The organism is Streptomyces sp. NPDC048496 (assembly GCF_043200055.1).
GTDB lineage: Bacteria > Actinomycetota > Actinomycetes > Streptomycetales > Streptomycetaceae > Streptomyces.
This window is the reverse complement of record NZ_JBICXB010000023.1, coordinates 1-13024: the sequence shown is the minus strand read 5'-3', so window position 1 is coordinate 13024 and position 13024 is coordinate 1. Positions and strand designations below refer to the sequence as shown.

The 13024-nt window shown below is 71.5% G+C and carries 11 protein-coding genes and 1 pseudogene; 5 read left to right on the top strand and 7 right to left on the bottom strand.

All coding sequences use genetic code 11. The annotated features are described in order from the left end of the window. A complete protein-coding gene (locus ACGFSA_RS20815) occupies nt 1-1311 on the top strand; it encodes a zf-HC2 domain-containing protein (RefSeq protein WP_393306369.1) in 1311 nt (436 codons plus the stop codon). A 33-nt stretch (nt 1312-1344) separates the two neighbouring features. On the opposite strand, the gene purU is transcribed toward ACGFSA_RS20815, so the two are convergent. Both purU and ACGFSA_RS20805 read right to left on the bottom strand, forming a co-directional pair. Beyond that, nucleotides 1345-2223 (bottom strand): formyltetrahydrofolate deformylase, encoded by an 879-nt coding sequence (gene purU / locus ACGFSA_RS20810; protein WP_266982842.1) that lies wholly within the window; start codon nt 2221-2223, stop codon nt 1345-1347. 28 nt (nt 2224-2251) lie between these two features. Next, nucleotides 2252-2698 carry a hypothetical protein gene (locus ACGFSA_RS20805; protein ID WP_393306367.1) on the bottom strand — a complete coding sequence of 149 codons (447 nt, stop codon included), beginning with the start codon at nt 2696-2698 and terminating at the stop codon, nt 2252-2254. A 174-nt stretch (nt 2699-2872) separates the two neighbouring features. Between ACGFSA_RS20805 and ACGFSA_RS20800 the strand changes: the two genes are divergently transcribed. Then, nucleotides 2873-4156: an ABC transporter substrate-binding protein gene (locus tag ACGFSA_RS20800; protein ID WP_393306365.1), complete on the top strand. Its 1284-nt coding sequence runs from the start codon at nt 2873-2875 to the stop codon at nt 4154-4156. A 90-nt stretch (nt 4157-4246) separates the two neighbouring features. On the opposite strand, the gene ACGFSA_RS20795 is transcribed toward ACGFSA_RS20800, so the two are convergent. From ACGFSA_RS20795 to ACGFSA_RS20785, 3 genes are all read right to left on the bottom strand, one after another. Further along, nucleotides 4247-5698 (bottom strand): hypothetical protein, encoded by a 1452-nt coding sequence (locus ACGFSA_RS20795; protein WP_393306216.1) that lies wholly within the window; start codon nt 5696-5698, stop codon nt 4247-4249. Between the two features lie 171 nt (nt 5699-5869). Then, the gene (locus ACGFSA_RS20790; RefSeq protein ID WP_393306212.1) at nt 5870-7252 is read right to left on the bottom strand and encodes a transcriptional regulator; all 1383 of its coding nucleotides are present in this window, start codon (nt 7250-7252) and stop codon (nt 5870-5872) included. Nucleotides 7253-7286: 34 nt separating this feature from the next. After that, the gene (locus tag ACGFSA_RS20785) at nt 7287-7439 is read right to left on the bottom strand and encodes a hypothetical protein (protein ID WP_393306210.1); all 153 of its coding nucleotides are present in this window, start codon (nt 7437-7439) and stop codon (nt 7287-7289) included. Between the two features lie 170 nt (nt 7440-7609). Here ACGFSA_RS20785 and ACGFSA_RS20780 point away from each other — a divergent pair. From ACGFSA_RS20780 to ACGFSA_RS20770, 3 genes and pseudogenes are all read left to right on the top strand, one after another. Continuing rightward, a pseudogene (locus ACGFSA_RS20780) lies at nt 7610-7852 on the top strand (DNA primase); the annotation flags it as partial. Between the two features lie 40 nt (nt 7853-7892). Further along, nucleotides 7893-8720, top strand: a complete 828-nt coding sequence (locus tag ACGFSA_RS20775; protein ID WP_393306208.1) for an ABC transporter ATP-binding protein — start codon at nt 7893-7895, stop codon at nt 8718-8720. Next, nucleotides 8717-10363: a transporter gene (locus tag ACGFSA_RS20770; protein ID WP_393306206.1), complete on the top strand. Its 1647-nt coding sequence runs from the start codon at nt 8717-8719 to the stop codon at nt 10361-10363. The genes ACGFSA_RS20775 and ACGFSA_RS20770 overlap by 4 nt, the downstream gene beginning before the upstream one ends. Nucleotides 10364-10592: 229 nt before the next feature. Here ACGFSA_RS20770 and ACGFSA_RS20765 read toward each other — a convergent pair whose 3' ends face one another. Continuing rightward, nucleotides 10593-11486 carry an alpha/beta fold hydrolase gene (locus tag ACGFSA_RS20765; protein ID WP_393306204.1) on the bottom strand — a complete coding sequence of 298 codons (894 nt, stop codon included), beginning with the start codon at nt 11484-11486 and terminating at the stop codon, nt 10593-10595. A 681-nt stretch (nt 11487-12167) separates the two neighbouring features. Beyond that, entirely contained in the window at nt 12168-12860 is a 693-nt protein-coding gene (locus tag ACGFSA_RS20760; protein WP_393306202.1) for a metal-dependent transcriptional regulator, read from the bottom strand. Between the last annotated feature and the right edge of the window lie 164 nt (nt 12861-13024).

Below are 13024 nucleotides of genomic sequence, written 5' to 3'. Positions count from 1 at the left end.
ATGCGCGACGACGAGGTGCGGGGCGCGCGGCGCATACCGGGACCGCGGACGGCGGCGGACGACTTCGACCTCGGAGCCGTACCGACGGCGCCCGGGCCCACGACACGCGAACCGGCGACACGCGAACCGGAACCGGAATCTCCGGCGACGCCACCGCAACCGCCTGCCCCGGTGCTTCCCCACCGCGTGCTCAAGGCCCTTCTCGGCGCCTGGGCGCTGGCCGCCTGTTCCGCCGAGGAGACCGAGGCGGTCGACGCGCACCTCACCGGGTGCGCCGCCTGCGCGGACGAAGCGCTGCGGCTGCGCGACGCGGTCGGCCTGCTGCACACCGACCGCAGCCTGGACCTCGACCCGCTGCTGCGCTCCCGGGTGCTCGAAGGCTGTCTGAGCCGTCGCCCGGCCAGGATCCCGGTACCGGGCTGGGCCGTTCCGTACGACGCGGAGACCGCCCGCCTCGATGCGCTCCTCCGCGACATCGGCGGTTCGGAATGGCATGCGCCGGTGCGGCTGAGGTGGTTCGAGGGTGAGCGACAGGTCAACCGCAAGACGACGGTCGCCGGGGTGATCGGCCATCTGATGACCGTCGACGGGCTGGTCAGCACCGCCCTCGGCCTGGACGATCCGGCCGCCGACGGCGCCGGCGGACGCGACGGGAGCGATACCGCAGCCGGCTCCGAGCTCCCGCTCGCCCCCGCCCCGCGCACCGAGGCGTACTGGTCCGCGGCCCGACGACCGCTCACCCGGGCCGTCCGCGAGCCCTGGCGCGACCAGAGCCACGCCCTCATCCGTACGGTGTCGTTCGCCGGCCGCGGGGTCGCCGAGCTGTCCGTCCCGTACGGGGACTTCGCCCTCCCGCTGCAGGACGCGCTGCTGGACCGGGCCTTCGCGTGCTGGGTGCACGGCGGTGACATCGCGGACGCGGTGGACTATCCGTACGAGGCCCCGTCCGCCGCCCATCTCCACCGGATGATCGATCTGGCGGCCCGGCTCCTGCCGGCCGCCCTCGCCGGACGCCGCCGGGCCGGGCTCGCGGCACCCGCCCGGCATCTGGTGACGGCCGGTTCGCCGGGCCGTTCACTCCATCTGGAGATCGAGGGCTCGGGCGGCGGCAACTGGTACATCGCCCTGGACTCCCCGGCCGCGCTCGGCTCGCCCGACCACGCGGTCGCGCAGGTGGCGCTCGACGGCACGGAGTTCTGCCAACTGGTCGCGGGCCATGTGTCGCCCGTCGACGCGGCGGCCGGACAGGAAGGCGACCGCGAGGCGATCCGCGACGTGCTGTTCGCGGCGGCGTCGCTCAGCCGGCTCTGACGGCCTCCCCCCGCTACGCGGAGATCACCCGCGCTACGCGAAGATCACCGTGCGGCGCCCGTTGAGCAGGATGCGTCGCTCCGCGTGCCACTTCACCGCGCGCGCCAGCGCCTGGCACTCCACATCGCGCCCGATCGCGACCAGCTCGTCCGGCGTGACGCCGTGGCCGACCCGCTCGACCTCCTGCTCGATGATCGGTCCCTCGTCGAGGTCGGCGGTCACGTAGTGCGCCGTCGCACCGATCAGCTTCACACCGCGGGCATGCGCCTGGTGGTACGGCTTCGCGCCCTTGAAGCTCGGCAGGAAGGAGTGGTGGATGTTGATGATCCGGCCGCTGAGCTGCTTGCACAGATCGTCGGAGAGGACCTGCATGTAGCGGGCGAGGACGACCAGCTCGACGTTCTCCTCGCGGACCAGCTGCAGCAGCTGTGCCTCCGCCTCCGCCTTGGTCTCCTTGGTCACCGGGATGTGGCGGAAGGGCACGTCGTACGAGGCGGCGAGCTCGGCGAAGTCCGTGTGGTTGGAGACGACCGCCGCGATGTCGATCGGCAGCGCGCCGATGCTGGAGCGGAACAGCAGGTCGTTGAGGCAGTGGCCGAACTTGCTGACCATCAGCACGACCCGCATCCGGTCCGAGGACCGGTGGATCTGCCAGTCCATCCGGAACGAGTCCCCGATGGCGGCGAAACTGGCCCGCAGCTTCTCCACGGTCACCGGGGCGTCCGCCGAGAAGTGGACCCGCATGAAGAACAGACCCGTGTCGTGGTCACCGAACTGCTGACTGTCCTCGATATTGCAGCCGGTCATGAAGAGATAACTCGACACGGCGTGCACGATGCCCTGTTTGTCCGGGCACGAGAGGGTGAGGACGTACTGCTCCGGGGTGGTCTCAGCAGGCTGCGGCGCGGTCATGTCCGTAGCGTGCCACACCGTCCCTGGTTCAGGCGGTCCTGGTCATGATGCGGAGCACATCCAGGGAGCGCGGCGGCGTGTCGGGGTCCTCGCCGTCGTTCATGGCGAGCAGCACGTGCGCCTCACGGGCGGCCCGTACGCCTTCCGGCCAGCCGTGATGCTCCAGGTAGGCGGAGACGGGGGCGTCGGCGCCGACCTGGTGCATGATGCGCAGCACCCGCAGCACGGCGACGTCGACGAGGGCCGCCTCGCTGGAGTCGCGGAAGACCGTGCCGACGTATTTCTCGGCGGACCAGTTGTCCAGCCAGGTGTCCTCGACCAGGCGGTACACGGCGTCGGTGACATCGCCGTACCCCTCCCGGCCGGCCAGCCAGCACTCGTGGTGGAAGACGGGGTCGGAGAGCATGTGCAGCGCCGAGCGCACGTTGCTGCGCCAGCGCCACCAAGGAACATCATTGAGCGGCATGCCGCCCATGGTGGAGGAGCGACGGCCGCGACGGGAAGTGTTCTCCGAACCTTGCTGCACGGTTGTCGATCGTACGTTCCCTCCCGCCGGGCTCGCACCGACCCCTGCAATTCACCTGGACGTCACCGAGCGTTGAACGGGGCACACATCGGCGTTACCCCGGGCGCGGAAATGTCCATGTCCATGACCGGATGGCGACGCCTCACTTCCCCCCACCCCTACACATTCCTCACATGTACGGCGGCGGCCGGGGCATTGCTGATCACCGGCTGCGGTGTGCTCCCTGGGGCCTCGGGGGACTCCAGGGAGCCCGTCACCGTCGTGACCTGGGCCCCCGACGGCTCCAGCGGTCCGGATACGGAGAACATGGCGGGCATGACGGCCATGGCCCGCGCCTATGCCCGCTGGGTGAACAACAACGGCGGGCTCGACGGGCACAAGCTGCGCGTCGTCACCTGCAACGAGGAGGACACGTCGACCGGCGCGGGGGACTGCGCCCGGCGGGCGGTCGCGGAGAAGGCGGTCGCGGTCGTCGGCTCGTACAGTCCGGAGGGCCACTCCTTCATGGGGCCGCTGGAGGCCGCCGGGATCCCGTACATCGGCGGCTACGGGGCCTCCGCCGAGGAGTTCACCAGCTACAACTCGTACCCCGTCAACGGCGGCCAGTCGGCGCTTCTGGCAGGCAACGCCAAGCAGCTCGCCCGCAGTTGTGAGCGGGTCTCCCTGGTGCGCCCCGACACGCTGGGCGGCGACGGCCAGGCGTGGCTCCTCAGCACCGGCCTGAGGGAGGAAAAGAAGCAGCCGGCGTCCACCGACGTCCGGGCGCCGGAGACGGCCACGTCCTACGACCAGGCGGCCGAGCAGGCGCTGGAAGGGGCGGGGCGGTCCGGCGGGTGCGTGACGGTGGTGCTCGGGGAACGCACGGAGACGTTCTTCGACTCCTTCCGCCGTCTCGAACCGTCGGAGGGGTCCGTGCGGATCTCGTCGGTCCTCGGCAGCGTCGGCCAGCCCCTGATCAACAGCACCGGCGGGCGGAACAGCCCGTTCGAGGGGGCGTACGTCACCGGCTGGTACCCCGAGTCGGGGGATGCCCGCTGGAACGAGATGCGCGCGGTGATCCGGAAGCACGCGTTCGGCGACAACCGGATCGACCCGGACGACACGGGTGTCCAGACGACGTGGATCGCGTACACGGCACTGAAGGAGATCGTGACGGCGATCAACGCCCCGGACATCACCGGCAGCAAGATCACGACTGCTCTCAACAGAGGCACCGAGGTCGACACCGGTGGTCTCACCCCGGTGCTGCGGTGGCGGTTCGAGGACGTGCTGGGCTCGTCGGCGTATCCGCGGATCGTGAACCGGAAGGTGACGTTCCAAGTGGTGCGGAAGGGGCGGCTGGTGGCCGAGAGGAAGGGGTTCGTGGACGTCACGAACACGCTGTCGGAGGCCAGCGCGAAGGGCTGAGCACCCGCAAGCCCCTCCGGAGGTCGAGGAGCGGCGCACGGGGGGTGCGGGGGTGCTGTCCAGTGCTGGGCAGCACCCCCGCACCCGCCGTCAGAGCTCCGTCGGCGCCCGTCGCGTCAACCCGTACTTCGCCGCGATCGAGTTCCACAGCCCCGACGCCTGCGCCTTCGCCTTGCTCGCCTCACGGCTCGCCCGGTCGGCCTGGGCCGACTCGGACGTCCCGCGGGCCTGCCCGTGCTTGCAGACCTTCTTGCCGTTCTTGGCCTGCGCGGCCCATGCCGCGTAGTGGTCGTCGGCGGAGGCCGACGCCTGCCACGCCTTCGTGAGCGCCGAGGTCAGCTCCGCGTTGTTCGGCAGCTTGTCGACGGTCAGCCCCTGCAGCCGCGTCACCAGCTCGCGGCGCTGCTTGGCCGCGCCCTGCAGATCGGTGACCGCCTGGTCCAGGTTGGTGCAGGACTTGGTCTTCCCCACAGCCCCGATGACCGCCGCACGGCTGTTGTTGCTGTCCGCGAGCAGCTTGTCGAGCGCCTCGGCCTGCGGCTTCGCCGGGTCGGCCGCCGTCTGCGTGGTGGGCTTCGCGGCGGGCGAACTCGCCGCGGCCACCGGCTGCTTGTTGTCCGCGCCCTTGTCGTCACCGCCACTCATCAGCGCACCCGCGCCGAGCCCGACGACGGCGCAGCCGACGACGACCGCGGTGATCAGCGGGATGTGCGACGGCTTCTTGCGCTGCCCGGCCCGACCCTGCGGCGGCTCGCTGTGCTGCGGCTGGTAGGCCGGCGCGGGCTGCTGGTGCGACTGGGCGGCGCCCTGGTACGGCGCCTGTCCCGGGTCGAACCGGGGCATCTGCTGCGTGGAGGCCGCCGGCTCCTCGGTGCGGAACAGGTTGTCGAACTCGGCGGGGGGCTGCCGCTCACCGGGCGTCTCCGGCCCGATGCCGTACGGGGCACCACCGGGCACCGGCGCAATGTACTGGGTCGCGTCGGCATCGGAGGCCGATGCGGGCGGCTGCGCGTGGGCGATGAACTGGGTCGCCTCCGCGGCACTCCCGGCCGGCACCGGCGCGATGAACTGGGTCGCGTCCGCGGCACTCCCGGCCGGCACCGGCGCGATGAACTGCGTGGCATCCGCGTCGCCGCCCATGCCCGCACCCGTTCCCGTCCCCGGTACGGCCGGGGGCAGCGGCTGGGCGTACGGCTGGGACTGTGCGTACGGCTGGGGCTGGGGCTGGGCGTATGGCTGGGGCTGCCCGTACGACTGGGGCTGGGCGTACGGCTGAGGCTGCTCGGCCGGCAGGGCCGGGCCCTGCCGGCCGTACGCCTGCCCCTGGTCGTACTGCGCGTACTGGCCCTGCGGCGACGCGTCCTGCTGCGGCGCCTGCGGCCCCCAGGGCTGACCCCATGGCTGCCCGCCCGCCGGGGCGGACTGGTCGGCCGGTCCGCCCGGCATCCAGGGCTCGCCGCCACCTGCGGGCAGCACGACACCTTCGTGCGCGGGCCGTACAGCAGGGGGCTGCTGCTCGTCACCCTGTCCGCTCTGCGTCACCGGGACTCCTACGTGTCAACCTACGGAATCGTCGGCTCACGCTATCGGGTGACAGCCGCTCTCCGCCAAGCGCCCGATATCATTCATCGCCCCTTCACAGGGGCAGTAACACGCCGGGCCCTGGCGACGCAGTTGACGGACACCCCCGACAAGTCCCCGATCAGACGCCGGTCAGGCCGCCTGGAGCTCCAGCCGCGCCCCGAACTCCCGGACCGCCGGCTCGTCGCCGTACGGGACCAGCCGCTGCTGCAGATCGTCCAGGTACTCCGCGCCCCGGCTCGACCGCACCGTCCCCAGCAGCTCCATCGCCCGCGCCCCCGTATGACACGCCTGCTCCACCTCGCGCAGCTGCACCTGCGCCGTGGCGAGCAGCACCAGACCGATGCCCCGGCGCCGGGCCCGGGACTCCGGGAGAGCGGCCAGGGACTCCGTCGCCCGGCGCGCGGCCGCCTCTGCCTGGCCGAGATCGCGGTGACAGTGCGCCAGCTCGTCGGCGAGATAGGCGGAGTCGAAGTGGACGATCCATGACGGGTCATCACCGGTGTCCGGCTCGGCGTGCTCCAGCGCCGTCAGGGCCCGGCCCGCCACCGCCTGGCAGGTCCGGGCATCGCCGAGCAACGCGTGCCCGCGCGCCTCCGCCGCGTAGAACATCGCCTCCGCGCGTGGGGTGACCCGCCCGCGCGCCCCCTCCTGCGCGGCCCGTGCCAGCTGAGCGATCTCCCGCGGGTTGCCGAGCTGCGCGGCGAGATGGCTCATCGAAGCGGCCAGCACATAGCCGCCGTACGCCCGGTCGCCCGCCGCCTGCGCCAGCCGCAGAGCCTGGATGTAGTACCGCTGGGCGAGCCCCGGCTGCCCCGTGTCCACCGCCATGTACCCGGCGAGCTCGGTGAGCCGTGCGACCGCCGCGAACAGCTGCCGCCCGACCGTTTCGCGGTAGGCCCCCGAGAGCAGCCCGGAGACCACGCTGTTGAGGTAGTGCACCAGGACCGGCCGCACATGTCCGCTGCCGAACCGGTGGTCGAGGTCGACCAGCGCCGCCGTCATCGCCCGCACCGCCTCCACGTCCGACATCCCGACCCGCGCCCCCGCCGCGCGCGCCACCTGCGGGTCGGCGCCGGTGATCAGCCAGTCCCTGCTGGGCTCGACCAGCGCCGAGGACGCGACCGCCGAACCGGACAGGACGTCGCGGCGTCCGACATCGCTGCGCCACAGCTCGCGGACCTGCTCGATCGCGCCGATCACGGTCGGCGCGAACTGCAGGCCGACGCCGGACGCCAGATTCTTGCCGATGGCCATCCCGATCTCGTCGATCGTGACCGTACGGCCGAGCTTGCGGCCGAGCGCCTCGGCGATGATTCCCGGCGCCCTGCCGCGCGGTTGCTGTCCGCGCAGCCAGCGGGCCACGGAGGTCTTGTCGTAACGGAGGTCGAGACCGCGCTCCGCGCCGACCATGTTGACTCGGCGGGCAAGGCCCGCATTGGAACATCCGGCTTCCTGGATGAGCGCCTGGAGCCGTTCGTTCGGCTGGCGTGCGACGAGAGGCCTGGCTGCCATGTTTCCCCCTGAGGCCGCAGTGATCATGAATGGATCACTGCCCGGCATATGCCCAAGAAATGCGCACATACATCGTGTTGGTGTTTTCCGTGGCGTTCACGGTGTTCACGGCATTCATGGCGCTTATCGTGTCGTTGTTCAGGTTCGGCGCGTATTCGGCATGGCGGAACTGTTCCGGGTTCCCCACATGTGGCTACCCGTCCCTCGACGCACCTCCTCATGCGCGCCCCCGCCGATGCATCCATGCGCCCCATGTGCAGGGCCGATGCACCGTGACCGCGTTCTCGACGCCCGTAACCCCAGGTGGTCGCGGAAGTTGTGACGTTCGTGGAAGAGCCCATCGGAGTCACGGAAACCGCACAGGTGGACGATCTCGTACGGAGGCTGGGCTGGAGCGCCACCGCGATCGGTCTGCTCGGCCGCGGTGGGGGCCACTACGTGGCGGGCCCGCCGACCAGGATCGGCGGGCGTGGTGCGGTGCAGTGGGTGCGCCGGCCCACCCCCGCCAACCGCTGGCTGCCCGACGCCGAAGAGGTCATCGGCCCGCTCGCCTACGCCTGCGGACGGGAAGCAGCCGACGCCCGCGCACGCCTTTCGTAGTCTGGTCCCCTCACACGGGGACATCGAAGGCAGGAGCACCATGTCGGACCGGAACACGGCGGGATCGCACGGGACGGTGGAGGCGGGCGGGGCGCGAACGGCACCGCCCGCCGTTCGCGTACAGGGCCTGTGGAAGCGGTTCGGGGAACAGGTCGCGGTCGCCGGCATCGATCTGGAGCTGCCCGCAGGCAAGTTCATCGGCCTGGTCGGACCCAACGGCGCGGGCAAGACGACCACGCTGTCGATGGTGACCGGGCTGCTCCGCCCCGACCACGGCACGGTCGAGGTCTGCGGGCACGACGTCTGGCGGGACCCGGTCGAGGTGAAGGCCAGGATCGGCGTCCTGCCGGAGGGGCTGCGGCTCTTCGAACGCCTCTCGGGGGGCGAACTCCTCGCGTACACCGGACGGTTGCGCGGGCTGCCGGGCGCCGAGGTCGACAAGCGGGCCAACCAGTTGCTGGACGTGCTCGACCTGGCGGGCTCGCGGAACAAGCTGGTCGTCGACTACTCGACCGGCATGCGGAAGAAGATCGGGCTCGCCGCGGCGCTGCTGCACAACCCCGACGTACTGTTTCTGGACGAGCCGTTCGAGGGCGTCGACCCCGTCTCGGCGCAGACCATCCGCGGGGTCCTGGAGAGGTACACCCGCTCGGGGGCGACCGTCGTCTTCTCCAGCCACGTGATGGAGCTCGTCGAGTCGCTGTGCGACTGGGTGGCCGTCATGGCGGGCGGCACGATCCGGGCGCAGGGCACCCTCGCCGAGGTGCGCGGCGACGCGACATCGCTGCAGAACGCGTTCCTCGAACTCGTCGGCGCGGGCAGCCGGGACAACGGCGACTCCCTCGACTGGCTGGGCGGCGCCCGATGAGCGTGCTCGACACACCCGTCACCTCCGCCGCCCGCCCCGCCGCCGGCGGCGAAGGGCTCGTCCGCGTCTTCGTACGGCTCAAGCTGACACTGCTGCGCAACGGGCTGCGGCAGTCCTCCGGCAGACGGGTCGCGTACATCTCGTCCGTCGTCCTCACCCTGCTGTTCGCCGCGGGCCAGACCGTCGCGCTGGCCGCACTGCGCGGCCATGCCCACGCGGGTTCCCTGACGGTCGTGCTGACCGGGGTGCTGGCCCTCGGCTGGGCGGTGATGCCGCTCTTCTTCCCCAGCGGCGACGAAACCCTCGACCCGAGCCGGCTCGTGATGCTGCCGCTGCGGCCGCGCCCGCTGGTCGGGGCGCTGCTGGTGGCGTCGCTCGTCGGCATCGGACCGCTGTTCACGCTCTGTCTGGCGGCCGGATCGGCGTTCGCGGTGGCGCACGGGGCGGCGGCCGTGGTGTGCGCGGTGGTCGCCGTGCCGCTGACACTGGGGGTGTGCGTCGCCCTGGCGCGGGCCGTCGCCACGGCCAACACCCGGCTGCTGAGTTCCCGCAAGGGCCGCGATCTGGCGCTTCTCAGCGGACTCGTGGTCGCGGTCGGCATCCAGGTCGTCAACTTCGGTGCGCAGCGGCTCGGCCGGTCCGGTGGGCTAGCCGCGCTCGACCCGGCGGCGGAGGTGGTGCGCTGGCTGCCGCCCGCCTCGGCGATCGGCGCGGTGGACTCGGCGGCGCAGGGATCGTACGGGCGGGCCGTGGCTCAACTGCTGCTCTCCGTCGCGGCGCTGGGTGCGCTGGTGTGGCTCTGGCAGCGGAGTCTGGTGAAGCTGATGACCGCTCCGGACGGTTCCACCCTGGCCGCCGCCGGAGCGGCCCGGGAGAAGTCCGGCAGGGGCGGCTCCCGGCTCTCCGCGCTGCTGCCCGAGGGGCGCACGGGGACGGTGATACAGCGCAGTCTGCGGTACGTGGCACGGGACCCGAAGACCAAGGCCGCCTGGGTGACGGCGCTCGCCATCGGGCTGATCGTGCCGCTGCTCAACGCGGTGCAGGGCACCGGCTCGGTCTACTTCGCCTGCTTCGCCGCCGGGATGCTCGGCATCCAGATGTACAACCAGTTCGGGCAGGACACCTCCGCGTTCTGGATGGTGGCGCTGACGATCTCCTCCGCCCGGGACGCCTACCTCGAACTGCGGGGGCGGGCGGCGGCGTTGCTGGTGATCACTCTCCCGTACACGGTGCTGGTGACCGTGGTGACGGCGGCGGTGCTCGGCGACTGGGAGAAGCTGCCGGGCGCCATAGGGCTGTCGCTCGCGCTGCTGGGCGCGATGCTGGCGACGGGGGCACTGGCATCGGCCAACTTCCCGTACTCGATCCCTCAGGACAGCGGGTTCAAGAACGTGGCACCGGGGCAGGCCGGGCTCGCGTGGATCTCGATCTTCGGCGGCATGGTCTCGGCGGCGCTGCTGTGCGCGCCGGTGATCGTGGCGACGATCTGGCTGCATCTCGTCGACGCGGAGGACTGGTTGTGGGTGCTGCTACCGGTCGGCAGCGCGTACGGGGCGCTGGTCGCCTGGGCGGGTCTGCGGCTGGCCGCACCACGCACGGCGAACCGGCTGCCCGAGATCCTGGCGGCGGTCAGCAAGGGGTGAGAGCCTGTCGGGTGACCTTCGATCAGAAAGCGGACGCGGTCTGGTGCGTGCGATTCCAAGGCGCTGGAAGGTCTTCGGATGGGGACTCCCCTGCTCGAACGAAGCTGAGAGCCTGGGGAAGGAGCTACTAGGGCATTTCGGCAACGCGGGAAGCGTGCGTGCCAGGGCGTGGCCGCCCGATCAGAGGTCACCCGACAGGCTCTGAGGCGAGCCGGGTCGGGACGCTCCGTCACGTGGAGACGGGCTCGCGGTCGTTCCGCGGCTCCTCGGAGAACTCCTCCAGGAACGGTTCGACCGCGGCACGCCAGCCCTCCGGCTGGTCGTAGTGGACGAGATGGCCGGCGTCCGCCACCTCCGCGTACTGTCCGCGCGGCAGTACGCGGACCATCTCCTGGGCCTCCGCCCGGCCCAGTTCGCCGTCCAGACCGCGGAGCACCAGCGCCGGGCACCGGACCTGCGCCAGCTCCTCCCAGTGCGCGTCGTACACCCATGTCGCGCGGGACCGGAGCATCTGGCGGCGGGAGAAGACGGGGCGCCAGCCGTCGGCGCGCTCGGCCATCACCTCGGCGAAGAAGTCGCCGCGGGCCGGGTTCGGCCGCTCCACCCAGGGGTCGTCCTCGCCGAACCACTTCCGCACGTCGGAGAGTGTCGCGAACGGCACCGGCCAGGACGTGAACCAGTCCTCCCACTCCCGCTGCGAGGCCGCGCCGAGCGCGGAGGCCCGCATGTCGCAGATGACCAGGGCACGGACCAGATCGGGGCGCTTCGCGGCGAGCTGCCAGGCGGTGAGGGCGCCCATCGAATGGCCGACGACGGTGACGGGGGCCAGGCCGAGCTGCTCGATCGCCGCCTCGGCATCGGCGACGTACGCCTCACGGGTGTACGGGCCCTCGGCGGGTTTCTCGCTGCGACCGTGCCCCCGCTGGTCGAGCCCGACCGCCCGGTGCCGCTCGGCGAGCCAGCGGGTGGTGGAGGCCCAGTGGGAGGCCCGGCCCATCAGTCCATGAAGCAGTAAGACCCCGGGGGCGCGTTCGCCCTCCGTGCGCTCCTTGGGCGGGTCTGCGAACTCCCAGGCCGCGAGGCGTACGCCGTCGGATCCGGTTACATCGATGCGCCGCACCATGTGTCCTGGCACCCCCTTCTGGTCCTCGACAACCGCTCGATCGCCGTGTGGTCGTGTCACGCCAGACTATCGAACCTGTATTCGAAAATCGGTGTTCGGCGTGCAACACCCCTCGTTCGAGTGACCCCTGCCAAGGATTGACATCGGCCGCTGAGGGGAGATCTTCTCCGGGAGGCGGACCACTCGGGGATGAGGGTCCGTGGGGACCGACCTTGAGAGCTCGGGGCTCCAGGTCGGAACAGGGGAGGAGAGGCCCCGGCGCCGCATGGCGCCGGGGCCCTCCCACGTCCGGGGGGCGCGCGGGACGGCGGGCGCCGGGGCATGCGGGGCCGAGGCGTGCGGGGCCGGGGCCGCGACGCAGGGGGTCGCGGTCTTGAGGGCCTCCCTGCCCCTCCGGACAGGGCTGACGGGCGGGGCGGTCCGGGTGCTCGTGATCGTGGCAGCCGCCCTCTGCTGCACATGCCAGTACGACGGGCGCATCCGCTGCTCCCTCCCCGACCGCATGGCCAGGCGGCCGGCACTCTCAGGTATGGCTCAGCCACAGCCTGGCACGCGATGCGCCCGGCCGCTGCCGTTCGGGACGGAAAATCGGAAACCGGACGTTACGCTTCGGCGTCCCGCGTACGGGCAGGCGTGCGGTCCACATGCGGTCCACGGGCGCGCCTCCCGGGCCGCCTCCGGTCAGCGCTTGGCCACGAACACGTGCGAGGCGACCTCGGAGTCCAGCTCCGCCGCCTCACCGCTGCTGCCGACCAGCACCCCGCCCGGCGACTGCGTCACGCTGACCACGGAACCGGGCTGCACGCCCGCCCGCCGCAACGTATACATCAGCTGGGCGTCCGTCTGGATCGGCTCACCGATCCGGCGCACCACCACGGTCTTGCCGTCGGCTCCCGGGTCGAGCTCCGACAGGCTCACCATGTCGGCGTTCAGGAACGGGTCTGCCTCGGCCTTCTCGCCCAGCTCCTCCAGGCCCGGGATCGGATTCCCGTACGGGGACTCCGTCGGGTGCCGCAGCAGCTCCAGCACCCGCCGCTCCACCGCCTCGCTCATCACGTGCTCCCAGCGGCAGGCCTCGGCGTGCACCTGCTCCCACTCCAGGCCGATCACGTCGACGAGCAGGCACTCGGCGAGGCGGTGCTTGCGCATCACCCGGGTCGCCAGCCGGCGGCCCTCCTCCGTCAGCTCCAGATGCCGGTCGCCCGCGACCTGCACCAGACCGTCGCGCTCCATCCGCGCCACCGTCTGGCTGACCGTCGGACCGCTCTGGTCCAGCCGTTCCGCGATCCGGGCGCGCATGGGAACGACGCCTTCCTCTTCGAGTTCGAGGATGGTGCGGAGATACATCTCCGTTGTGTCGATCAGTCCGGACATTCGTGCCCCTCGATGCTGTGACATGAAAAACGTCGTGCGCTGGCCCTCAAGCAATTCTGACGCATACCGCTGACATTGATACTCGTAGCCGGGTTCCGGTGGTCGTGGCTCCACCACTGACTGACGCCCTGCTGGGCTGTCCTCCGGTTGTTCTGTCCGGCTGC